Annotated in this window: 16 protein-coding genes; 8 read left to right on the top strand and 8 right to left on the bottom strand. The window is 72.0% G+C overall.

Annotated elements, in window-relative coordinates; all coding sequences use genetic code 11:
• Positions 1 to 416: 416 nt before the first annotated feature.
• Together DEI85_RS04315 and DEI85_RS04320 are read right to left on the bottom strand one after the other, a co-directional pair.
• On the bottom strand, positions 417 to 887 hold the full coding sequence (locus DEI85_RS04315) for a GNAT family N-acetyltransferase (RefSeq protein WP_181420080.1): 471 nt from the start codon (positions 885 to 887) through the stop codon (positions 417 to 419).
• A gap of 15 nt (positions 888 to 902) precedes the next feature.
• Complete coding sequence (locus DEI85_RS04320) at positions 903 to 2387, bottom strand: aminopeptidase P family protein (protein ID WP_111123362.1); 1485 nt, start codon at positions 2385 to 2387, stop codon at positions 903 to 905.
• Positions 2388 to 2457: 70 nt separating this feature from the next.
• Here DEI85_RS04320 and DEI85_RS04325 point away from each other — a divergent pair, with 70 nt between their 5' ends.
• Complete coding sequence (locus DEI85_RS04325; protein WP_111123361.1) at positions 2458 to 3330, top strand: PHP domain-containing protein; 873 nt, start codon at positions 2458 to 2460, stop codon at positions 3328 to 3330.
• Positions 3331 to 3484: 154 nt separating this feature from the next.
• On the opposite strand, the gene DEI85_RS04330 is transcribed toward DEI85_RS04325, so the two are convergent.
• Positions 3485 to 4993, bottom strand: coding sequence for a DEAD/DEAH box helicase (locus DEI85_RS04330; protein ID WP_071246524.1), 1509 nt, complete (start codon positions 4991 to 4993; stop codon positions 3485 to 3487).
• Positions 4994 to 5128: 135 nt separating this feature from the next.
• On the opposite strand from DEI85_RS04330, the gene DEI85_RS04335 reads away from it, so the two are divergent.
• On the top strand, positions 5129 to 5845 hold the full coding sequence (locus tag DEI85_RS04335; protein WP_027464579.1) for a ferritin-like fold-containing protein: 717 nt from the start codon (positions 5129 to 5131) through the stop codon (positions 5843 to 5845).
• A 37-nt stretch (positions 5846 to 5882) separates the two neighbouring features.
• Here DEI85_RS04335 and DEI85_RS04340 read toward each other — a convergent pair whose 3' ends face one another.
• Together DEI85_RS04340 and DEI85_RS04345 are read right to left on the bottom strand one after the other, a co-directional pair.
• The gene (locus tag DEI85_RS04340) at positions 5883 to 6179 is read right to left on the bottom strand and encodes a hypothetical protein (RefSeq protein WP_111123360.1); all 297 of its coding nucleotides are present in this window, start codon (positions 6177 to 6179) and stop codon (positions 5883 to 5885) included.
• 4 nt (positions 6180 to 6183) lie between these two features.
• Entirely contained in the window at positions 6184 to 6408 is a 225-nt protein-coding gene (locus DEI85_RS04345) for a DUF3107 domain-containing protein (RefSeq protein ID WP_110860791.1), read from the bottom strand.
• Positions 6409 to 6535: 127 nt separating this feature from the next.
• Here DEI85_RS04345 and DEI85_RS04350 point away from each other — a divergent pair, with 127 nt between their 5' ends.
• Both DEI85_RS04350 and DEI85_RS04355 read left to right on the top strand, forming a co-directional pair.
• Entirely contained in the window at positions 6536 to 9691 is a 3156-nt protein-coding gene (locus DEI85_RS04350) for a UrvD/REP family ATP-dependent DNA helicase (protein WP_111123359.1), read from the top strand.
• Positions 9688 to 12999: an ATP-dependent DNA helicase gene (locus DEI85_RS04355; RefSeq protein ID WP_258376326.1), complete on the top strand. Its 3312-nt coding sequence runs from the start codon at positions 9688 to 9690 to the stop codon at positions 12997 to 12999. Before DEI85_RS04350 ends, DEI85_RS04355 begins: the two co-directional genes overlap by 4 nt.
• A gap of 349 nt (positions 13000 to 13348) precedes the next feature.
• On the opposite strand, the gene DEI85_RS04360 is transcribed toward DEI85_RS04355, so the two are convergent.
• Positions 13349 to 14347, bottom strand: coding sequence for a phosphotransferase (locus tag DEI85_RS04360; RefSeq protein ID WP_111090644.1), 999 nt, complete (start codon positions 14345 to 14347; stop codon positions 13349 to 13351).
• Positions 14348 to 14463: 116 nt separating this feature from the next.
• Here DEI85_RS04360 and nudC point away from each other — a divergent pair, with 116 nt between their 5' ends.
• On the top strand, positions 14464 to 15399 hold the full coding sequence (gene nudC, locus DEI85_RS04365) for an NAD(+) diphosphatase (protein ID WP_111123358.1): 936 nt from the start codon (positions 14464 to 14466) through the stop codon (positions 15397 to 15399).
• Complete coding sequence (locus DEI85_RS04370; protein ID WP_181435550.1) at positions 15396 to 17162, top strand: ATP-dependent helicase; 1767 nt, start codon at positions 15396 to 15398, stop codon at positions 17160 to 17162. Before nudC ends, DEI85_RS04370 begins: the two co-directional genes overlap by 4 nt.
• Here DEI85_RS04370 and DEI85_RS04375 read toward each other — a convergent pair.
• Together DEI85_RS04375 and DEI85_RS04380 are read right to left on the bottom strand one after the other, a co-directional pair.
• Complete coding sequence (locus DEI85_RS04375) at positions 17053 to 17910, bottom strand: TOMM precursor leader peptide-binding protein (protein ID WP_111123357.1); 858 nt, start codon at positions 17908 to 17910, stop codon at positions 17053 to 17055. The genes DEI85_RS04370 and DEI85_RS04375 overlap by 110 nt on opposite strands.
• A 60-nt stretch (positions 17911 to 17970) precedes the next feature.
• On the bottom strand, positions 17971 to 19389 hold the full coding sequence (locus DEI85_RS04380) for a zinc-dependent metalloprotease (protein WP_111123356.1): 1419 nt from the start codon (positions 19387 to 19389) through the stop codon (positions 17971 to 17973).
• A gap of 152 nt (positions 19390 to 19541) precedes the next feature.
• Between DEI85_RS04380 and DEI85_RS04385 the strand changes: the two genes are divergently transcribed.
• Positions 19542 to 20651 carry a YlbL family protein gene (locus DEI85_RS04385; protein WP_111123355.1) on the top strand — a complete coding sequence of 370 codons (1110 nt, stop codon included), beginning with the start codon at positions 19542 to 19544 and terminating at the stop codon, positions 20649 to 20651.
• A 165-nt stretch (positions 20652 to 20816) separates the two neighbouring features.
• Positions 20817 to 23804, top strand: coding sequence for a UPF0182 family membrane protein (locus tag DEI85_RS04390; protein WP_181436338.1), 2988 nt, complete (start codon positions 20817 to 20819; stop codon positions 23802 to 23804).
• Positions 23805 to 23851: the final 47 nt, after the last annotated feature.

The raw sequence follows: 23851 nt of genomic DNA on the forward strand, positions 1-23851 counted from the left end.
CGGTCGGGCGCCAGGTCGTTCGACACGCCGTTCACGTCTGCCGAGGTCACGCGGACTGTCGCCGCCGACCACCGCGGGCGGCACGTCGTGCGACCTCAGCGGCGCGGTCCGGGAGATCCGGGCGGTCGGGGTGGTCCGGGCGGTCGCAACACCCCGCGCGCACGGCGTCGACCGGTCGGAGATCGTCGTTCGGCGTCGGCCCAGACGACGGCTCGTGACCGCTCGGCCTCGGGCAGACGGCACGTCATGGCCGGGCGCGGTGCGGGTCCCGGGCGCGGCACCGCGAGCACCGCGTCACACCGCACGGCACGGCACGGAATCGCACGGCACGGCACGGCACGGAATCGCACGGCACTTCACCGCACGGCAGCGCACGGCGCCACACGGCACGGACTCGCCGGGCAGGTTCGGTACGACTAGAGGACCTTCGAGTAGCAGACCGACAGGGGCGCCCCGACGTAGGGTCCGAAGTTCGCGATCCGCCGGAACCCCTCGCGCTGGTAGAAGCCGACGGCGCGCTGCTGCTCCGTGCCCGTCTCGAGGACGAGCGCCGGAGACCCGAGGTCGAGTGCGGCCTCTTCCAGCCGTCGCAGCAACGCGGCCGCGACGCCGGTCCCGCGGGATTCCGGTCGGACGTACATCCGCTTGATCTCGGCGATGCCGTCGTCGACGATGCGCAGGCCGCCGCACCCCAGGGGAGTACCGGATTCGTCCCGCGCGACGAAGAACACCGCGATCGACTCGGCGGTCGGCTTCTCACCCGGTTCGGTGTCGCCGCCGTGCGCCCGGTCGATCTCCAGGCGCTGAGCAGCGCGGAGTCGCTGGGCGTCGGGCGAGTCGAAGTGCTCGACCTCGATCGAGAAGGTGTTCGGGGAGGCCTCGGGCATGGTCACCCGATCAGGCTAGCGGCCCGAGCGGGCGATCCACCCCTCCACTTCCGAGGGGGTCCGGGGGATGCCGACGGACAGGTTCTCGGCTCCGTCCTCGGTCACCAGGATGTCGTCTTCGATGCGGACACCGATGCCACGGAACTCCTCCGGCACGGTCAGGTCGTCCTGCTGGAAGTACAGCCCGGGCTCGATCGTGAAGACCATGCCGGCCTGCACGGTGCCGTCGAGGTACATCTCGCGGCGGGCCTTGGCGCAGTCGTGCACGTCGAGCCCGAGGTGGTGGCTCGTGCCGTGCACCATGTAACGGCGGTGGAACTGGTTGTCCGGCTCGAGCGACTCGGCGGCCGAGACCGGCAGGAAGCCCCACTCGGCGGTCTTTCGCGCGATGACCTCCATCGCGGTGGCGTGCACCTGGCGGAACGTGATGCCTGGCTTGACGATCGCGAACGCGGCATCGGCGGCTTCGAGCACTGCTTCGTAGACCATGCGCTGCACGGGCGAGAACGTGCCGCTCACCGGGAGCGTGCGGGTGATGTCGGCGGTGTAGAACGAGTCGACCTCGACCCCGGCGTCGATGAGGATGAGGTCGCCCGGCTGCACGGCGCCGTCGTTGCGGGTCCAGTGCAGGATGCAGGCGTGGTGGCCCGAGGCGGCGATGGTGTCGTAGCCCACGGTGTTCCCGTCGGCGCGCGCTCGGCGGTTGAACGTGCCCTCGACGATGCGCTCACCGCGCGGGTGCGCGAGCACGGCGTCGAAGTCGGCGATGACGTCGTCGAACCCGTGCTTCGTGGCGTCGACGGCCTTGCGGAGCTCGCGGACCTCGTACGCGTCCTTGACCAGTCGCAGCTCGGACAGGTCGCGGGAGAGCAGGTCGTCGGTGGCCGGCGACCCCTCGGTCTCGTCCGTGCCACCGATCGCCGCGCCGATGCGGGCGTCGAGGGAACGGGTCAGGTCGTCATCGGCTTCGCGCACGAGCAGCGCCGACGCGTCGATTGCATCGGCGACGGCCGTGAACGCGCCGAGGTCGGCCGTGGCCAGCCCGAGGTCGGCGGCGACGGCGTCGAGCGAGGGGCGCGGACCGACCCAGAACTCCCCGATCTCGGGGTTGGCGTAGAACTCTTCCGAGTCGCGGCCGGCGGTGGCGCGGAAGTACAGCGTGGCGTCGTGCCCGGAGCCGTTCGGCGTCATCACGAGCACGGAGCCGACGACGGTGTCGGTGCCCCAGCCGGTCAGGTGCGCGAAGGTGGAGTGCGGGCGGAACGGGTAGTCGCAGTCGTTCGAGCGGACCTTGGCCTGCCCGGCCGGCACCACGATCGTGCGGCCCGGGTGCAGCTCGGAGATGCGCGCGCGACGCTCGGCGGCGAACGCGGCCTGCTCGCGGGGTTCGGGCTGCTCCTCACCACGGTCGGCCCACTGCGACCCGATGAAGTCCTTGAAGGTCGAGGACCCGGGGGTCGTGGATCGGTTGCTCGTCGCGCGGGGAGTCGTGTCGGCCATGCGTCCATCATCGCACCGCCCGGGGACACCCGGCCTGTGCGGCTGCTCACCTGTGGATAGCATTGTCCACGTGCCAGACCCGTTCATCGACCTGCACGCGCACTCCAGTGTCTCCGACGGCACCGAGCGTCCCGCGGAGCTCGTCCGAGCGGCCGCGGCCGCCGGACTCGACGCCGTCGCGCTGACCGACCACGACACGACCGCGGGATGGGCGGATGCCGCGGCCGCGGCACACGAGCTGCCCCTGACCCTGCTGCCGGGCCTCGAGCTGAGCACCCGGATCGGCTACCGCAGCGTGCACGTGCTCGGCTACCTGGTGGACCCCGAGCACCCCGGACTGGTCGAGGAGACGACCCGGATCCGTGACGGCCGGCTCTCCCGCGCGCACCGCATGGTCGACCGCATCGCCGAGGACCACCCGATCACCTGGGCGGACGTCCTGGCCCAGTCCAGCCCCGGTGCCACGATCGGCCGTCCGCACATCGCCGACGCCCTGGTCGCCCGCGGGCTCGAGTCCGACCGGTCCGCGGCGTTCCGCGGCATCCTGCACCCGGCATCCGGCTACTACGAACCCCACGAGGCACCATCGCCCCTGCGCGGCGTCGAACTCATCCGGCAGGCGGGCGGCGTGCCCGTCATCGCGCACCCCGCGGCGTCCTCGCGCGGGATCGTCATCGACGAGCCGATGCTCCGCGACCTGGTCGACGCCGGGCTCGGCGGGCTCGAGGTCGACCACCGCGAGAACCTGGCACACGGCAAGCGCACCCTGCTCGACTGGGCGACGCGCTACGGCCTGTTCGTCACCGGTTCGAGCGACTACCACGGCACCGGCAAGCCGAACCGGCTGGGGGAGCACCGCACCGCACGCGTCTCGTTCGACGCGATCGTGTCCGAGGCCACCGGCAGCGCCCCGGTCGTCGGCCCCGGTTCGCGTCTGGCCTGACGGCCGACCGAACGACTGGCCACTGCGTCTTCGGCCTGGCCGACAGTCCACGCGTCGGCGTCCACGTGAACTGTCGCTGCGCGCGATGCCAGTCCGCGGGTGGAGACGACGAAGGGCCCGTCGCGTCAGCGACGGGCCCTTCGGTCTGGAGGCGCTACTCGCCGTCCGACGTACCCTGCGGTGCCGAGGCGGTCGCCGAGGCATCGCCGGTGCCGGCTCCGCGACGGCGGCGACGACGGCGACGCTTCGCGGCGCCGTCGGTGGTGGAACCACCTTCGACGGCCGAGCCGTCCTCGGTGCCCGCCGCGGCGGTGGGGGCGACCGACTCGGTGGCCGGAGCCTGCGGGGCGGACTGCTCCGAGCCTCCTGACCGGGTGCGGCTGCGCGACCGCGAACGCGACGCGTCACGCGAACCCGACGCCGGGCGGTCGCTGCTGCGCTTCTCGACGGGAGCGCCCGCCGAGGCGGCGTGCGACGACGAGCCGGGCAGGCGGCCCTTGGTGCCCTTGGGGATGTCGAGTTCCTCGAACAGGTGGGGCGACGACGAGTAGGTCTCGACGGGCTCGGGGATGCCGAACTCGAGGGCCTTGTCGATCAGCGTCCACTTGTGCAGGTCGTCCCAGTCGACGAACGTGACCGCGATGCCGGTCTTGCCGGCGCGGCCCGTGCGGCCGGCACGGTGCAGGTACGTGTCCGGGTCGTCCGGGATCGTGTGGTTGATCACGTGCGTGACGTCGTCCACGTCGATGCCGCGGGCAGCGACGTCGGTGGCGATGAGCACGTCACGCTTACCGGCCTTGAACGCCGCCATCGCGCGCTCGCGCTGCTCCTGGTTGAGGTCGCCGTGCACCGCTGCGGCGTTGAACCCGCGGTCCTTCAGCTCCTCGACGAGCTTCGCCGCGGCACGCTTGGTGCGGGTGAAAATCACGGTCTTGCCGCGACCCTCGGCCTGGAGGATGCGGGCGATGACCTCGTCCTTGTCCAGGGAGTGCGCGCGGTAGATGAGGTGCTTGATGTTGGCCTGCATGAGGCCCTCGTCCGGGTCGGTCGCCCGGATGTGCACCGGACGGCTCATGAACCGGCGGGCGAGGGCGACGATCGGCGCGGGCATCGTCGCCGAGAACAGCATCGTGTGCCGCACCTCGGGGACGGCCTGGAAGATGCGCTCGATGTCCGACAGGAACCCGAGGTCGAGCATGCGGTCAGCTTCGTCGAGCACGACCTCTTGCACGTGGGAGAGGTCGAGCAGACGCTGCCGCTGCAGGTCGATGAGCCGCCCGGGCGTGCCGACGACGATCTGGGCACCGGCCTTGAGCTGCTCCACCTGGCCCTCGTAGGCCTTGCCGCCGTAGATCGAGACGACCGTGGTCGGGCGGTTCGAGGCCGCGAGCTCGAGGTCCTCGGTGACCTGGACCGCGAGTTCACGGGTCGGGACGACGACGAGCGCCTTCACGCCGTGCGCCGGGTCGGCACCGAGTCGCTGGATCAGCGGCAGGCCGAAGCCGAGCGTCTTGCCGGTACCCGTCTTGGCCTGGCCGATGATGTCCTGGCCGGTCAGGCCGAGCGGGATGGTCTGTTCCTGGATCGGGAAGGGCTCGATGATGCCCTTGCCGGCCAGTGCATCGACGATGTCCTGGTCGATGTTGAGGTCTGAGAAAGTCAAAGAATCACCTTAGTTCTGGTGGAAGTCCCGGCCAGTCTACCGACGGGCGCGTGGTCCGGGGCGCTCCGGGGTGCGTCGGGGCGTCCCGGCGGGCGACCGGCGGGTGCCACGGGAGTCGCCCTCTATGCTGGTCGGGTGGTCTCGTGGTGGAACCGGAAGCGCGCGGCGCAGCTCGCTGCAGCATGGCTCGCGTCGCGGAACCCGCGCGGAGCCGCGCAGGTCAAGCGGCTCGCGCTCGACGACGTCACCCCGGAGCTCGACGTCTACCTGGGGCAGGCCGCGTACCTGCAGCTCTCCGTCTACGAGACGATGGGACGAGCCGGTGCTTCGGCACCGACGCTCTCCGGCCGTCTGGTCACCGGGGTCCTCGCGACCACGGCGCTCGAGCGGCACCGCACGATCGTGGCCGAGATCGAACGCAGCGGCGGAGACCCGGCGGCGCTGATGGCCCCGCACCGCGAGGCGATCGACCTGTTCCTCGAACGGACGAGCGGTGCCGACTGGTACGAGTCGATGCTGACCGGCTACGTGACGGCCGGCATCCTGAACGACCTGTTCGGCAACCTGCTCCGCTCCCTGCCGACGGACGTGCGGCAGCGGCTGCGTTCGGTGTTCGACGCGCGCGAGGAAGCAGCGGTCGTCGAAGAACTGACGGCCCACATCGAGAACGACCCGCGGATCGGTTCACGCCTGGCGATGTGGGGACGGCGCCTGGTGGGCGACACCCTGCTGGTCGCCCGGTCGGCGCTGGCGTCGCACGCCCGCGAGGACCAGGAGCGGCTCGAGCCGGTCTGGACCGAACTCATCGCCGCGCACACCCGACGGATGGACGCGCTCGGTCTGACGGCCTGAGCGGTCAGGCTGCTCGAGCGTCAGGATTGCTCGAGGGTCAGGCGCCGCGCGTCTTGAGCTGCTCGTAGTACTCGGCGTCGTGCTTTTCGCGCTGCGTGCCGAGGAGCCACTCGACGGTGATGGCGACCACGCCGGACCCCACGAGGGCCACGACCCAGATCCAGGTGCCGTCGTACCGCCACCCGGTCCAGGTCAGCGCTTCCCAGAGGACGGCTGCAGCGATGCCGCCGACCGCGGGGCCGACGAGCACGCCACGGTTCGACCGCCACGGCACGATCACGTGCGCGACCGCGCCGATGATGACGCCGCCGAGGACGGCGAAGAGCAGTTCCACGTCGTCAGGCGACGAAGCCGATGCGCCGTGCCTCTTCCGCGCCGACCTCGACGTACGCCAGGGCCGAGACGGGCACGATGAAGCGACGGCCCTTGTCGTCCTGCAGCGACAGGTGCGTCGACTGCGCGGTGAGCGCCTCGGACACGGCCTTCTCGACCTCGTCCGCGGTCTGGGCGGTCTCGAAGGCGATCTCGCGGGGGCTGTTGATGATGCCGATCTTGATGTCCACGAGCACAGCGTATCCGAGCGGTCCCGTGCGGTAACGGGCGTTCGCCGCGGGCGCACTCGACGGCGTGACGACCGGTGCACCGCGCGTCCGCAGCGGTGCTGTCGGCGGTCCTGGGTACCGTACGAGCGTGCCGCAGACCACGCTGATGCCCGCTCCCGAGGACACCGGGTTCGCGCGCGCTCTGGTCGACGACCCCTCGCAGGCCGCGGTACTCGCGCTGCCGGACGGCCGTCACGCTGCGGTGATCGGTGCACCGGGCAGCGGCAAGACGACCACGCTCGCACGGCTCGTCGCCGACCGGCTGGCCCGACCCGACGCGATCACCCCCGACGGCCACGCGACGGTCCTCGCCCTGACCTCGGCGCGGACGGCCGCGACCGCCCTGCGTGACCGGCTCGCACGGGCGGTCGACCGGGTCGTGCCGGGTGCTCTCGCACGCACCGTGAACTCACTGGCGTTCCAGATCGTCACCCACGCGGCGTCGGTGCAGGGGCAGGAACCCCCGACGCTGCTGACCGGCGGGGAGCAGGACCGGATCATCGCCGACCTGCTCGCCGGGCACGAACTCGACGGAGCCGGACCGGCCTGGCCCGACCCGATCACCGCCGTCGTCCGTGAGCGAGCGGGGTTCCGCACCGCCCTGCGCGACGTCATGATGCGTGCGGTGGCCGCCGGCGTCGAGCCCGACGACATGCGGGAACTCGGCGACGAGTTCGGACGGCCCGAGTGGCGGGCCGTCGGCGACTTCGTGGACGACTACCGGGCATCGGTCACCGCGTTCCGGCCGACCGGGCTCGACTCCGGTGAACTCGTGGCGTACGCCACCGCCGCTGTGCTGCGGCACGAGCTCCCCGCCGGCATCGCCTCCCTTCGCCTGGTCGTGGTCGACGACACGCAGGAGCTGGTGGAGGGCGAGATCGCCCTGCTCGGGGCGCTCGCGCGCTCCGGCGTGCAGGTCGTGGCCTTCGGCGACCCGGACATCGCCGCCTCGGCGTTCCGCGGCGCCGAACCGGACGTGCTCGGTCGACTGGCCGTGCGACTCGGGGTGGACCGCGTCGACGAGCTGTTCCTCGGCGCGGTGCACCGGCACCCCGCCCCTATCCGCGCCCTGGTCACCGGCGTCACGGGTCGCATCGGCACCGCGGCGGCCGGTCGGCAGCGCAGCGCGTCGGCGGGCGACCAGGATGCGCGGTCCGACGCCGTCGTGCACCTCGAGGCCGCCAGCCGGTCCGCACTCGTCGTGGCGATCGCCCGTCGACTGCGCGAACACCGCCTGCTCGACGGTGTGCCGTGGCACCGGATGGCCGTGGTCACCCGCAGCGGTGCTGCCATCCCCGAACTCGTCCGGGCGCTCTCCGTGGCCGAGGTCCCGGCGACCGCCGGTGCCGCGCCCGTCCGTCCGCGCGACGACTCCGCGGCGCGGGCGCTGCTCGACGCGGCCGCGGTGGCGCTCGACGTCCTGCCGCTCGACGCCGCCCTGGCCACCGCGTTCGCCACCGGGCCCCTCGGCGGCCTCGACACCCTGGCGATGCGCCGGCTCCGGCTCGCACTGCGGCGCGAGGAACTCGCGGGTGACGGTAGCCGCACCGCCGACGAACTGCTGGTCGATGCCCTGGGCGCACCGGAGCGCCTGGCGACGGTGGACGCCGGGTTCGCACGACGGGCGACCCGGCTGGCCCGGAGCCTGGTGCAGGCGCGTGCTGACGCCCAGGCGGGATCGAGCATCGAGGAGATCCTCTGGGGCCTCTGGGAACGCAGCGGTCTCGCGAAGTCGTGGGGCGCCCAGTCCGCCGCCGGTGGGGTCGGCGCCGGGGAAGCCGACCGGCACCTGGACGCCGTCGTCGGCCTGTTCACCGCGGCCAAGCGCTTCGTCGAGCGCACGCCGGACGCCCCCGCGCGGGTCTTCGTCGACGACCTGCTCGGCGCAGACCTGCCTGAGGACTCGATCGGCCCCGACCGGACCGCCGGCCGGGTGCGGGTGCTGACGCCCTCGGCGACGATCGGACTCGAGTGCGACGTGGTCGTGGTGCTCGGTCTGCAGGACGGCGTCTGGCCGAACACCCGGGTGCGCGGCAGTCTGCTCGACCCGGACGGCCTGGTCCGCGCTGCTGCGGGGGTCGAGCGTTCGCCCATCGACGACCGTGCCGCCGTGGTCGCCGACGAACTCCGGCTGTTCGCCCGGGCCGTGTCGCGGGCCACCACCCAGGTCGTCATCGGCACGGTCGCGAACGACGACGAGTCGCCCTCACCCTTCGTCCGACTCGTCCCGGTGCTGCCGGACCGGCAGCCGACCGTCCACCCGCTGTCCCTGCGTGGGCTCGCCGGGTCGCTGCGCCGCCGGGTGGTGGGCTCGGGCGACCACGAGGCCGCGTCCGCGCTGGCCCGCCTGGCCGAGGCCGAGGTACCCGGGGCGGCTCCGGACGAGTGGTACGGGCTCGCCGAACCGACCACGGACGACCCCCTGGTCGACCTCGACGCCGAGCCCGCGCCCGAGGTCGAGGGCGGCGAGCCCGTCGCTCCGGCCGTGTCGGTGTCGCCATCGCGCATCGGCACCTTCGAGGAGTGCCCGGTGCACTGGTTCGCGCAGACCTTCGGCGGCGGGGCACCGAGCCCGGCGATGGGCATCGGCACGATCGTGCACGAAGCGATGGAGCACGCCACCGAGATCGACGTCGAGTCGTTGTGGGAGCGGATCGAGGCGCGGTGGGACGAGCTGACGTTCGAGTCGCCCTGGGTCGCCGACCGCGAACGCGCCCGGACCCGGCGCATGATCGAGGGGCTGAGCGACTACCTCCGCACCTTCGCCGGCGCCGGGCGCCGACTGCTCGGCGCCGAGACCTCGTTCGCGCTCGTGACCGGGCCAGCCCGGATCCGGGGGAGCATCGACCGCATCGAGGTCGACCCCGAGGGCCGGGTCAGCGTCGTCGACCTGAAGACCGGCCGTTCGATGCCCAGCGAGAAGAACGACATGCCGGAACACCCGCAGCTCGGCGCCTACCAACTCGCGGTCGAGGACGGCGCGGTCGAGGGTGTGCCGGCGGGGTCCCCGATGACCGACGCCCGGCTGGTGTTCGTCCAGAACCCCCGCGGTGGACAGGCGTTCTCCGAGCGGACGCAGCACGCGTTCGACGCCGAGGCGCGGGAGGCCTACCGCGAGCGGTTGCACGGGGTGGCGCGGGGCATGGCCGGCCGGACGTTCGTGGCGAACGTGGACGACCACTGCGAGAAGGCCCGGACCGGGGTCGAGTGCCGGATCCACGTGGTGGCGGAGGTGACCTGGTGAGCGACACGGCGGACACGACCGACACGGCGGACACGATCGGCACGGCTGACGCGGCCGGCACGGCTGCTGCGGCTGACGCGGCCGGCACGGCTGCCGCTGCTCCGCCCGTCATCCGGCACGGCGCCGACGCCATCGCCGACGCCCTCGGCCGCCCCCGTCCCACCGCCCAGCAGCGCGCCGTCATCGAGTCGCCGCTCGTGCCGGCGCTGGTCGTCGCCGGTGCAGGCAGCGGGAAGACCGAGACGATGGCGTCACGCGTCGTCTGGCTGCTGGCCAACGGACTCGTCCGACCCGACGAGGTCCTCGGACTGACCTTCACCCGCAAGGCCGCCGGTGAACTCTCCGTCCGCATCAACGACCGCATCCGCGCGCTCGAGGACGTCGGGCTGATCGCCCCCGGGGACGCCTTCGAAGCGCCCACCGTCTCGACGTACAACGCCTTCGCCAACGCGGTCTTCCGCGAGAACGCCCTGCTCGTCGGCCGTGACGGCGAGTCCCAGGTGCTGACCGAACCCTCGGCCTGGCAGCTCGCCCGTCGGGTCGTGGTGGCCGCCCGCGACGACCGGCTCGCCGGACTCGACCGCGACGTCGACACCCTGACCGCCGCCGTGGTCGCGCTCGCCGGAGCCACCTCCGAACACCTCGTCGAGCCGGAGGACCTCCGCCGGTTCGCGATCGAGTTCTCCGAGCTGCTCGAACTCCCGGGCAACCGCGGCAAGCCGTACAAGGCGATCACCGACGCGGTCGCCGCGATCGGCGCCCTCGAACCCCTGGCCGACCTGGTCGCCGAGTTCCGGCGTCAGAAGGTGGACCGCGGGTTCGTGGAGTTCTCCGACCAGATCGCCCTCGCGCTCGCCGCGGCCGAGTCGGCCCCACGCGTCGTCGCGGACCTGCGGAGCCGGTACGGGGTGGTGCTCCTCGACGAGTACCAGGACACCTCGGTGGTGCAGACCCGGTTCCTCGCCCGGCTGTTCCGCGGGCACTCGGTGATGGCGGTCGGCGACCCGCACCAGTCGATCTACGGGTTCCGCGGTGCGAGTGCCGCGAACCTCGCCCGGTTCCCGCACGACTTCGGCGGCGACGAACCCGGCGTGGCCGAACCCGTCACCTTCGCGCTGTCGACCAGCTGGCGGAACCCGGTGGACGTGCTCGCGGGGGCGAACGCGATCGTGTCGCCGCTGTCCGCGGCGTCCGAGGTCGACGTCGAACGGCTCTCGCCGCGGCCGGGCGCCGACGCCGGCACCGTGCGGGTGGTGTTCCCCGAGACCCTGCCGGAAGAGGCCGACGAGGTCGCGGCGTGGTTCCAGGACCACCGCCGCCAGGACCCGACGCGCTCGATGGCGCTGCTGCTGCGCGCGCGGAAGGACCTCGCGGCGTTCACGGCGGCGCTCGGTGCCCGCGGGGTGCCGTACCACGTGCTCGGCACCGGCGGACTGCTCCAGCGCCCGGAGATCGTCGACCTGGTGGCGTGCCTGCGGGTGCTGCACGACCCGGCGGCCGGCAACGACCTGATCCGGCTGCTCGCGGGTGCCCGGTGGCGGGTCGGGGCGGCGGACATCGTCGCCCTGCACCAGCTCGCCCGGTGGCTGTTCCAGCGCGACCACACCCAGCAGCGGCTCGACGACGACCTGACCGCGGCGTTCCGGGCCTCCGTGGCCGCCGGGGAGCACGGGTCGATCGTCGACGCGCTCGACTTCGTCGCGACCGCGCCCGACGAGCACGGCGCGCTCGAGGGCATCACCGCCGCGGGTCGCAGCCGGATGCGTGCGCTCGGTGGGCAGCTCGCGATGCTCCGGTCACGCGCGGGGAGCGACCTGGTCGACTTCGTGACGCTCGTCGTGCAGGAGATGCGGCTCGACATCGAGGTCGCCGCGCACGAACAGGGGAGCGGCGCCTACCTCGACGCCTTCATCGACGAACTCGCCGGCTTCGTCTCGACGGACGACCGCGCCGACCTCGGTTCGTTCCTCGGGTGGATCGACGCCGCAGCCCGGCGTGACGACATGGGACCGCGTTCCGAGGAGCCCGAGGCCGGCACCGTGCAGATCCTGACGATCCACGGGTCCAAGGGGCTGGAGTGGGACGCCGTCGCGGTGCCCCGGATGGTCGAGGGCGGCCTGCCGGCACGCCCGCAGGAGGGCTCGTCCGGCTGGCTCGGGTTCGGCCGGCTGCCGTACGAGTTCCGCGGGGACGCCGCCGAGCTGCCACGACTCGCATGGCGCGGGCAGGAGACCCAGAAGGACGTCACCACGGCGATCGACGCCTTCAAGGAACAGGTGAAGGCCCGCAACGAGGACGAGGAACGCCGGCTCACCTACGTCGCCCTGACCCGTGCCAAGCACGACCTGCTGGTGTCCGGCTCGTTCTGGGCCGGCGGGGTCCGACCCACGGAGCCGAGCCGCTACCTGCGCGACCTGGCGGACGCCGGCGTCATCGACGGTGCGGCGATCCCGGAGACGACGGTGCACGACGAGAACCCGATGGGGGAGAGCGGCGCGACCCAGACCTGGCCGCACGTGCCGTTCGGGCAGCGTGCGCCGCGCGTCCTGGCCGCCGCGGAGCGGGTGCGGAACGCGAATCCCGGAGCGGCGGGGCGCTTCGCCGCCGACATCGACCTGCTGCTCGCCGAACGGCACGCCACCCGGAACGCGAAGCACGCGGTCGCCGTCCCGCACCGGGTGCCGGCCTCGGGTTTCAAGGACTACCTGACCGAACCCGACTCCGTCGCCGAGCGGCTCCGCCGGCCGATGCCGGAGCGACCGTACCGCGCCACCCGGCTCGGCACGCTCTTCCACCAGTGGGTGGAACAGCGTGCGCGGAGCGGTGGCGCGCTCGAGACGCTCGACGTGTGGGACGGGGAGCTCGACCTCGATGCCGACGACCTCGCCGACGCGTCGCCGGACGCCGTGGTCACCGACGACGACGCCCGTCGACTGGCGGACTTCCAAGCGACGTTCGCCCGCTCCCGGTGGGCCGGGCTGACACCGATCGAGGTCGAGCGGGAGATCCACATCCCGTTCCTCGGGCACAGTGTGGTCTGCAAGCTCGACGCCGTGTACGAGATCGACGGGCGTGCCGAGGTGGTCGACTGGAAGACGGGCAAGGCGCCGTCCGGTGCGGACGACCTGGCCCGCCGCACGCTGCAGCTCGCTCTGTACCGCGTCGCCTACGCCGAGTTCACCGGGCGACCGCTCGACCAGGTCGACGCGGTGTTCTACTTCGTCGCCGACGACCTCGAGGTCCGTCCGACCGAGCTGCTCGACCGCGCTGGACTCGAGCGTGCGTGGTCCGAGGCCATCGGCAGCTGACGTCCCGCGGTCGTGCGGAAGGCGCGCCGCGCCCGTCGCGCACTGCGCCGGTCGCGCGCTGCGCCGGTCGCGCACCACGCCGGTCGCGCACCACGCCCGTGTCGCGCTGGGCCCGTGTCGTGCTCCGCCCTGGAGGCGCGGTGCCGGTCCGTCGGGCCGGCATCGGGCCTCCAGACGGTCGCGTCAGCTGCCTGGTCGGCGGCCGGGACCGGTCACCACACCCCGCAGGATGCACCACGAGTGGTCACAGACCGTCGGGCGGCCGCGCTGCGACCGACGGGTCGTGACCGCTCGGCGGAACTGAGCGGGAAGTCGTGACCGCCGTGCGGCGCTGCGGAACGCGGCGGCGTCAGCCGTGGCGGCGTTCGGTGGAGGACAGCAGCTGCTCCACCTCGCCGATCTCCATCGTCTCGGGTGACACGGACTGCAGCGGTTCCGCGCTCGGGGCGTGCACCGCGTCGACCAGGCGGTGCATCATCGAGACGGCGTCGTCGACGACCTCGGTGCTCTTCGCCTGCACGCCGTGCAGCAGCCAGTGCGCCGTCTCGAGTTCGTGGTGCACGCGTGCACGCTGTGCGAGCTGGCGGTCGCGTCCGCCGCCGTTCGCCTCGTAGGCGCTGAGGACGGTGTCGAAGGCGTCTCGGCGGCCGGCGAGCACCCAGGCGAGGTCCTTCGCCGGGTCGCCGAGCCGCAGTTCGCCCCAGTCGAGGACCCCGGTCACCGCATCGCCGTCGACGAGCAGGGCGCCGGTGCCGAGCGAGCCGTGCACGACGGTCGGTGTGAACTGCCACAACTGCTGGTCGCGAGCGGCACCCTCCCAGCGTTCGACGAGCGCGGCGGGGACGAGCTTGGTCGCCACGGCGCGGTCCATCACCGAGACTGCGGACCGGAGCACCTCGAACGGCGTGAGCGAGGGCAGACCGGCGTCGGAGACGAAGCTCGTCGGCAGCTGGTGGATCGAGGCGACGGCACGGCCGACACTCGTGGCGAGGTCGGGGCGCTCGACGAGCGACGCGAGGGTCGGGTGGGTCCCGGCCAGTCGGGTCGTGACGATGGCGCGCGTCGACCCGATCGGCGCCTGGCCGCGGTACTCGGCGACGCCGAACGGCAGCCGCGTGCGGATGCCGGCGCTCAGCGCACGGATGGCGACGAGGTCGGCTGACTGCCGGGCCTCGGCGCGCTGGTTCCGGGGGCGGCGGATGACGATCTCGGTGCCGTCGGCGTCGCGGAGGAGCGCCGACTCGTAGTCGCCGGCCGCGGCCGAGCCGAGCGTGCGCGTGCCCGTGACGAGGAGACCTGGAACGGCCGTCGTCGCCAACGCGGCTAGAGTGAACTGGGATCCCGCCATGCCCCTCAGGGTAGGCGCGTGAAGCGTGCACGGCTGCACGCCACGCTGTCGGGCGGCCCGCACGCCCACCGCACGTCTCCTGCACGTCCGCACCCGATCCGAGGAGCTCTCCCGCCGTGACCGTCGAGTTCGCCGCCCGGCTCCCGCTCTCCCGCAACGAACTCGACCGCGACGCCGAGTTCCGCACGACCGACGACGTCGAGCGCGTCCTGCGCGAGGACGAGCACACCCGGTACCTGCCGGTGCGGGGTGCTGAGATGCTCCGGAACGCCGACGGCACCCTGCGCTTCGTGGCCGCGACGGAGATCCCGGTCGAGACCGTGACCCTGTACCTCGGCCGTGCGGTGTCGGACGCCGCGGACGCCCCGGCGGGTACCCGCTTCGTCGCCGCCCTGATCGACAGCGTGACGGCCACCGCCATCGAACCCGACGACGACGCCTGGCAGAGCCTCCGCATGTTCGGCACCGAGCTCTCGCCACGCGACCAGGGCCTGGCGGTCGAAGCCGTCGCGATGGCCAACTGGCACGCCGTGCACGGCTTCTCGCCGCGGACCGGCTCACCCACGGCCGTCGTGAGCGGCGGATGGGTCCGCCGCGACCCCGAGGGACACGACCTCTTCCCGCGCACCGACGCGGCGATCATCGTCGGGGTCGTCGACGCCGACGACCGGATCCTGCTCGGTTCCAACGCCGCGTGGGACGCCGACCGGTACTCGCTGCTGGCCGGGTTCGTCGAGCCGGGGGAGTCGCTGGAGGACGCCGTCCGCCGCGAGGTCTGGGAGGAGTCCGGCGTCCGCGTCGAGGAGCCCGAGTACCTGGGCTCGCAGCCGTGGCCGTTCCCCGCGTCGCTGATGGTGGGCTTCCGTGCCCGTGCAGCCGGCGGTGACCCGACGACCGCCCGCCCCGACGGCGTGGAGATCCTGGACGTCCGGTGGTTCTCGCGCGACGAGATCCGTGAGCGCGCCGGCGACACCCTGCTGCTGCCGGGACGCACCTCGATCGCCCGCGCCATCATCGAGGAGTGGTACGGCGGGCCGCTGGGCCTGCCGTGAGCGTCACCGGTCCCCGCGGCGCAACGGGCACAGGGGCAGTCGAGCCCCGGCCACCGTCGCCCGACGAACTGCTCGCCGCGCTCGACGCGGAGCAGCGGACGGTCGCCCGTACCCTGCTCGGTCCGGTCGCGGTGCTGGCCGGTGCCGGGACGGGCAAGACCCGTGCGATCACGCACCGGATCGCCTACGGGGTCGCCACCGGGACCTACGCCCCGAACCACGTCCTCGCGCTGACCTTCACGACCCGTGCCGCCGGCGAACTGCGGTCGCGCCTGCGCGCGCTCGGTGCCGGGACGGTCCAGGCGCGCACCTTCCACGCCGCCGCGATGGCGCAGCTCAGCTACTTCTGGCCGGACACCGTCGGCGGGCACGCCCCCAAGATCGTCGAGTCCAAGGGGCGGATGATCGCCCACGCTGCGGATACGGTCGGCATGCACGTCGACACCCCGGTGCTCCGCGACCTGGCCGCCGAGGTCGAGTGGCGCAAGGTGCAGATGCTCTCGCTCGACGAGTACGAGGCCGCCGCCGCGGACCGGGTGATGCCGCGCGACACCACACCGCGCCGGGTCATCGACCTGATGAAGGCGTACGAGCGGCTGAAGGACGACCGGCGGCAACTCGACTTCGAGGACGTCCTGCTGGCGACCCTCGGCATGGTCGAGTCCGAGCCCCGCGTGGCGTCGTACGTGCGGCAGCAGTACCGGTTCTTCGTGGTCGACGAGTACCAGGACGTCTCGCCGGTGCAGCACGACCTGCTGCGGGCCTGGCTGGGTGGCCGTGACGACCTGTGCGTCGTCGGCGACGCCAGTCAGACCATCTACTCGTTCGCCGGCGCCTCGAGCGACTACCTGCTCGGGTTCGGGTCGGAGTTCCCGCGCGGGTCGGTCCTGCGCCTCGAGCGGAACTACCGCTCCACCCGCGAGGTCGTGTCCGCGGCCAACACGCTGATGCGCGGCCAGCCCGGGGCACTCGACCTGGTGGCCCAGAGCCAGGAACCGGGCCCAGAACCGGTCGTGCTGGCCTGCGTCCACGACGGCGACGAGGCGCAGACCATCGCCCGTCGGATCGCCGAGCTCGTCGGGGCCGGAGCATCTCACGGGGATTGCGCCGTGCTCTTCCGCGTCGGGGCGCAGTCCGCCGCGCTCGAGTCCGCACTCGGCCGGAACGGAATCCCGTACCGCGTGCAGGGAGGCACCCGGTTCTTCAACCGTCCGGAGGTCAAGCTCGCCGTCCACCACATGCGCGGCGAGGCGATCCGGCAGACCGACGACGAGCTGACCCGACGGGTCCGGCTGGTGCTGCAGGTCAGCGGCTGGACGGAGACGCCGCCGGAGGGCACCGGTGCAGTGCGCGAGCAGTGGGAAGCGCTGCAGGCGATCATGGGCCTGGCCGAGGACGCCCCCGCCGGCACGACGATGCAGCAATTCACCCAGGACCTGGTTGACCGTGCGGCGACGCACCACGAGCCCGAGGTCGACGCCGTCACGCTCGCGACGCTGCACTCGTCGAAGGGTCTGGAGTGGCCGCACGTGGTCATCGCCGGCGCCGCCGAGGGTCTCCTGCCGATCTCGCACGCGTCGACCGACACCGAGGTGGACGAGGAACGACGCCTGTTCTACGTCGGGCTGACCCGAGCCCGCCGATCCGTCACGATCACGTGGTCGCAACAGGGCTCCACGCGTGGGGGAGCCCGGGCTCCGAGTCGGTTCCTGGCAGCGCTCGGCACGCGCACCGCGGATGGGGTCGGACCGGCGAACGGCTGACCGACAGGTCGTCGCGCTCGAAGACGAGCTGGTCGGGCTCGGCCCGTTGCGTCCGGAGCGGGAGCCGTTCCAGCAGCATCCGCGTCGTGGCGGCGGCCACCGCCGCCGCCCGCCACGGCGACAGCGGTGACGGATGCCGCCCCCACACCTGGGCAGCGATGGCCGGCCACGCAGGGTCGTCGTCGACGCGTGCGTACTCAGCGCACTGGAGGCACGGCCCGGCTCCCGGCACGACGAACGGACCGAGACGGACACGTCCGTCCCCGACGACGACCGCCAGGTGCGGCACGCCCCGGCGGGTCCACGCGGCGCGGAGCGCCGGGTCGACGACGTGGTCGGCCACCACCACGGCGAGGCGCGGTTCGGGCTCGGGCAGCACGATCGGCCCTCCGGCGGGCGCGTTGGTGCGGCTGACCGTCACGCCCTCGCCGGACAGGAACGTCGCGACGGTGTCGGCGACGGCACCGGCGCCGTGCACCTCGATGCGTTCGAGCGGCTCGGGCAGGACCTCGACCACCGCGGGCGACGCGGCACCGAGCACCCCGGCAGCACGTTCCGGGGAACACCCCGACGCGGCCGCGAGGCCGGACAGCACGTCGTGTCCGGTCTCTCGTCGGAGCCCGTTGAGGAACCGTTCTTCCCCCGTGGTGGGTACCGCGACGACCGCGCGCGGGGGATCGACCCCGAGCTGGACGGTGGCGGGGTCACGCCAGACGAACTCGAGCGTCGGATCGATGCGGATGCCCATGACCCCACGGTGCCGGAGTGCGCGGCACGCGTGGGGTCACCAGGGAGATCTGTGGAGAACTCAGCGGGGCTGGTCGCCCGTGTCGTTCCCGGGCTCGTCGCCCGCTCCACCCTCGGGGTCGTCGGCCACGCGGCCGGACTCGTCCTCGTGCGGGCGCGCACCGGTCGAGTCGTTCAGCAGGTCCTCGAGCGCCTTGTCGAACGCGTCGTCCTCGTCGGTCTGGGACGGGTTCCGCAGCCGTGCGACGAGGGCATCGGGTGCGTCGACGTCGTCCGAGGTCGGCACGAGGTCGAAGTGCGACCAGAGGGCGTCGCGCTGCTCGGCACCGAGCTCGTCGGTCACCCGCTGCCACATCGCCGCGGCCTCACGCAGACGACGCGGCCGCAGCTCGAGGCCGACGAGTGTGGCGAAGGCCGACTCGGCGGGGCCACCGGCGGCACGGCGACGGCGCACCATCTCGGCGATCGCCCCGGCCTTGGGGAGACGGACGGTGGCAGCAGCGGTGACCGTGTCCACCCAGCCCTCGACCAGCGCGAGCATCGTCTCGAGCCGGGCGAGTGCGGCGTCCTGCTCGGCGGTGCGCGGCGGGATGAGGGCACCCGACGCGAGTGCGTCGCGCAGCTGCTCCTGGTTGGTCGGGTCGATGTCGGCCGCGAGTTCCTCGACGCGGTCGAAGGGGATGTGGATGCCCCGTGCGTAGTCCGTGATCGACGAGATGATGTGCAGCCGGAGCCACCGTGCCGACCGGAAGAGCCGGGCGTGGGCGAGTTCGCGGACCGCGAGGTAGATGCGGACCTCGTCCTCGGAGACGTCGAGGCCCTCGGCGAACTCGGCGACGTTCTGGGGCAGGAGCGCTGCGACCTGCTCGTCGAGGAGCGGCACGCCGACGTCACCGCCGGACACGACCTCCTTCGACAGCTGCCCGACGACCTGGCCGAGCTGGATCGCGAACAGCGCACCGCCGATGCCGCGCATCGCCTTCGAGACGTCGCCGAGCATCGCCTTGAGCTGCTCGGGAGCACGCTGGTCGATCGCCTCGGTCAGGGCATCGGCGATGCTGAAGGCCACCGGCTCGGCGATCTGCGTCCACACCGGGACGGTCGCCCGGGCCCACTGCTCACGTGTGTAGAGACTCGGGGTCGCGGTCAGTTCGGCGACCGTCGTGACCTCGTCGAGCCACAGTGCGGCGACCTGGAACGCCTGGTCGGCCGCCTGCGAGGTGGCCGGGTCGACGGGGTGGCCGCCGTCGCGAGCGATCGCGGTGGCGCGTTCGGCGGTGGCCGAGAAGTCGATGCCGTCACCGCCGGACTGGGCGGCGCGCTGGAGCTGGCTCATCAGGTTCGCCACGGAGGCCGGGTCGTTCGGCAGACCGGCGGCACCGGCGAGCTGCGACGGGTCGATCTGCCCCTCGCCCGAGAGCAGCTTGCGCAGCATCTCCTGGAAGTCGTCGTCCGGCCCCGGCTGTGGTTCATCAGGCATGCCGACTACGCTAATCGCTGCTCACGGGGCCGCACCTGGGATGCCCCCGTGGGAACGCCCGAAGCGCTGCGCCCAGGGCGAACAGCCCCGTCGCGAGACGTGGGCGACCACCCTGCCGCCAGGCGCGGGTGCCCACCTCGGAAGGACCCCGCGTGACCCTCTTCGCCCCCGCGCCCCGTCGTCGCTCGCGTGCCCGGACCATCGGGTGGGCGTTCCTGATCGGCGCGGTCGTACTGGGCCTGTTGGCGAGCCTGCTGCCCAGCCCGTACCTCATCGAGGTCCCCGGGCCGGTCTACAACACCATCGGCACGCAGAAGCAGGGGACGGGCAAGGACGCGAAGGACGTCAAGCTCATCCAGGTGTCCGGCCACGAGACGTACCCGACGGCCGGTGCCCTCGACATGCTCACGGTCGGCATCCAGGGCGACGCCACGAACCGTCCGTCCTGGACCAGCGTGATCCGCGCGATCTTCACCAGGTCACAGGCGGTCATCCCGGTCGAGGCGATCTACCCGAGCGGCACCACGACCGAGCAGGTGAACGAGCGGGACTCCGCCGACATGCAGGCGTCGCAGCAGTCGGCCGTCGCGGCGGCGCTCATCCAGCAGGGCAACGACCTGCCCACGGAGCTCGAGGTCGGCACGGTGCAGGAAGGCTCGGCGGCCGACGGCGTGATCGAGGAGGGCGACGTCATCACGGCGTTCGACGGCGAGTCGCTCACGACCAACGCCGATGCCTCGAGCCTCCGGGAGCTCGTCGCGAAGCACGGCACCTCGCGCCCCGCGACCGTCACCGTCGAACGGGACGGCGCGACCAAGGACATCCGTGTGACACCGCGCAGCGAGCAGGGCACGGCGCTGCTCGGGGTCGGCGTCACCGAGCGCTACGAGTTCCCCTTCAAGGTGTCGATCCGACTGCAGGACGTCGGCGGTCCGTCGGCCGGCATGATGTTCGCGCTCGGGATCATCGACGAGATCACGCCGGGCGAGCTCAACGGCGGCAAGCACGTCGCCGGCACCGGCACGATCACGGCAGACGGCGAGGTCGGCCCCATCGGCGGGATCCGGCAGAAGCTCTACGGGGCCGCGGACGCGGGTGCCACGGTGTTCCTCGCCCCCGCGGACAACTGCGACGAGGTCGTCGGGCACGTGCCGGACGGACTCGACGTCTACAGCGTCTCCACGCTCGACCAGGCCGTCACCGACCTGCAGACGATCGCCGACGGCACGAGTACCGCGAAGCTCGCCCGCTGCGGTTCCTGACCCGGTCCTGAGCCCCCGTACAGCTTCACGTCCGGTCCGGTCCCATAGGATCAGTGTCACTGACGGCCCGCCGCGAGCCGGGCCCGCCGGTCCGACACGTCTGGAGCACATCAAGTGACGACAACCTCGTCCACCTCGGGGCGGCGTTCGCCGCGGGTCCCGATCGTGGTCACGATCATCGTGCTGGCCGCACTGGTGATCGCCTTCTTCATCTTCGCCAGCCTGTACACCGACTACGCGTGGTTCGCGCAGCTCGGGTTCCAGCAGGTCCTCACGACCCGGTGGATCGCCGGGACCCTGATGTTCCTGGCGGGCTTCCTCGGCATGGCGGTCCCGGTCTTCGTGAGCATCGCGCTCGCGTTCCGGTTCCGGCCGGTCTACGCGAAGCTCAACTCGCAGCTCGACCGCTACCAGCAGGTCATCGAGCCCCTGCGGCGCGCCGTGATGATCGGCATCCCCGTGGTCCTCGGCATCTTCGCCGGGCTCTCGACGGCGGGGCGCTGGAGCATGGTCCTCGAGTACTTCAACCGCACGCCGTTCGGCAAGACCGACCCGCAGTTCGGACTGGACATCGGGTTCTACGTGTTCGAGCTGCCGTTCTGGCGCTCGATCGTGGCGTACTCGTCGGCCGTCGTCCTCATCGCCGGTCTCGCCGCACTCGCGGCGAGCTACCTCTACGGCGCGCTCCGCTTCGGTGGTCGTGAGGTCCGGATCTCCCGCGCCGCGCGCATCCAGCTCGCGGTCACGGCGGCGCTCTACATCGCGCTGCAGGCCGTCAGCCTCTGGCTCGACCAGTACGCGGCCCTGACGAAGTCGAACTCGCTCATCACCGGTGCCCAGTACACCGACGTCAACGCGGTGATCCCGGGCCGCGAGATCATGGCCGGCATCGCGGCGATCGTCGCGTTGCTCTTCATCGTCACGGCGGTCATCGGCCGCTGGCGCATCTCGATCGTCGGCACGGGCCTGCTGCTCGTCGCCGCGATCGTCGTCGGCGGCATCTACCCGTGGGTCGTCCAGCGACTGCAGGTGAAGCCCTCGGAGCGCACCTTCGAGTCCGCCTACATCGAGCGGAACATCAAGGCCACGCGTGACGCCTACGGCGTCGCCGGCGTCGAGGAGCAGAACTACGACGCCACGACCGAGACGAGCTCGGGTGCGCTCGCGAAGGACGCGCAGACCACGGCCAACATCCGTCTCATCGACCCGAAGATCGTCTCCGACACGTTCAGCCAGCTGCAGCAGTACCGGCAGTACTACCAGTTCCCGAAGGAGCTGGACGTCGACCGCTACGACGTCAAGGGCGAGACCGAGGACACCGTGATCGCGGTCCGCGACATCGACCTCGCCGGGCTCAGCTCGGCCGCGAACACGCAGTACAACCGGGCGTTCGTCTACACCCACGGCTACGGCGTCACCGCGGCCTACGGCAACCAGCGCGCGAGCGACGGCAAGCCGGTGTTCCTCGAGTCCGGAATCCCGTCGAACGGTGCCCTGGGCGACTTCCAGCAGCGCGTGTACTTCGGTGAGACCTCGCCGCCCTACTCGATCGTGGGTGCACCGAAGGGCACGAAGGACGTCGAGCTCGACTACCCGTCCGGCTCCGACGACGACAACGGTGGCAACGCGACCACCACGTACGCCGGCGACGGCGGTCCGAGCCTCGGCAACTTCTTCAACCGGCTCGTCTACGCCGCGAAGTTCCAGTCGGAGCAGATCCTGCTCTCGAACGCGGTGAACAAGGACTCGCAGATCCTCTACGACCGCGACCCGATCACCCGCGTGCAGAAGGCCGCGCCGTACCTGACCGTCGACAGCGACGCGTACCCGGCGATCGTCGACCACCGCATCCAGTGGGTGGTGGACGGCTACACCACGAGCGACGCGTACCCGTACTCGCAGAGCCAGAGCCTGTCGGACAGCATCGCCGGCGCCGAGTCCTCGACGTACCGTACCGACCAGGTGAACTACATCCGGAACTCGGTGAAGGCCACGGTCGACGCGTACACGGGCAAGGTGACGCTGTACACGTGGGACACGAAGGACCCGGTCCTGAAGACGTGGCAGAAGATCTTCCCGACGTCGATGAAGCCGGTTTCGAGCATGAGCGCCGAGCTCCTCGACCACGTGCGGTACCCCACCGACCTGTTCAAGGTGCAGCGCTCGATCCTCGGCACGTACCACGTGACCAACGCCAACTCGTTCTACTCGGGTGACGACGCGTGGAACACCCCGCAGGAACCGACGAGCACGGCGACGTCGGACAGCGACGCCGACACCGCGGCGACGTCGACGAACGCGCTCGGTGCGCAGACGACGACGACGGCCAACAGGGCGAACCTGCAGGACCCGTACTACCTGACGATGAAGGTGCCGGGCCAGGGGACCGCGTACTCGCTGTACACGACCTACATCCCGCAGCAGTCGGCCGGGGCGAACAACCGCAACGTGCTGACCGGCTACCTTGCGGTGAACTCCGACGCGGGTGGTGCCGGCAAGGGCGAGAAGGCGTCGGGCTACGGCAAACTCACGCTGTTGACGATGCCGAAGACCGACAACATCCCGGGCCCCGGACAGGTGCAGAGCCTCTTCAACGGTGACTCGACCGTGTCGCAGGAGCTGAACATCCTGAAGCGGGGCAACTCGACCGTGAAGCAGGGCAACCTGCTCACGCTCCCGGTCGGCGGCGGGTTCCTCTACGTGCAGCCCGTCTACGTCCAGTCGACCTCGAGTGGTTCGTACCCGCTGCTGCAGAAGGTCCTCGTGGCCTTCGGGGACAAGATCGCGTTCGAGGACACCCTCGACGAGGCCCTGAACTCGCTGTTCGGCGGCGACTCCGGTGCGGCCGCCGGCGATTCCGGCGCGAGCGGCGACGGCAGCGGCGAGAGCGACAGCGGTTCCGGTTCCGGTTCCGACAGCGGGTCTGGCTCGGACACGGGTTCCGACTCCGACACGGGCTCCGGCTCGACCGGCTCGACGGGTTCCGGCTCGGCCGACAACGACGCCCTGCAGGCGGCCCTGGCCGACGCCAAGGCAGCTCTGCAGGACCGCCAGGAGGCCTACGCCGACAACGACCTGGTCGCTGCGGCGGAAGCCGACCAGCGCCTCCAGGACGCGATCGAGGCCGCCACGGCAGCCGAGAACGGCAACTGACACACCGTGGCGGGGCACTCGATTTGTGTCCCGCCACGGCCCCGTGT

The sequence above is a fragment of the Curtobacterium sp. MCBD17_026 genome (genome assembly GCF_003234895.2).
In the GTDB taxonomy this organism is placed as follows: Bacteria; Actinomycetota; Actinomycetes; order Actinomycetales; family Microbacteriaceae; genus Curtobacterium; species Curtobacterium flaccumfaciens.

What these genes read in the sequence shown, in the direction of transcription:
- DEI85_RS04360 (WP_111090644.1), bottom strand. Translation starts at nt 14,347, where the DNA reads ATGGCGGGATCCCAGTTCACTCTAGCCGCGTTGGCGACGACGGCCGTT.
- DEI85_RS04320 (WP_111123362.1), bottom strand. Translation starts at nt 2,387, where the DNA reads ATGGCCGACACGACTCCCCGCGCGACGAGCAACCGATCCACGACCCCC.
- DEI85_RS04315 (WP_181420080.1), bottom strand. Translation starts at nt 887, where the DNA reads ATGCCCGAGGCCTCCCCGAACACCTTCTCGATCGAGGTCGAGCACTTC.
- DEI85_RS04375 (WP_111123357.1), bottom strand. Translation starts at nt 17,910, where the DNA reads ATGGGCATCCGCATCGATCCGACGCTCGAGTTCGTCTGGCGTGACCCC.
- DEI85_RS04380 (WP_111123356.1), bottom strand. Translation starts at nt 19,389, where the DNA reads ATGCCTGATGAACCACAGCCGGGGCCGGACGACGACTTCCAGGAGATG.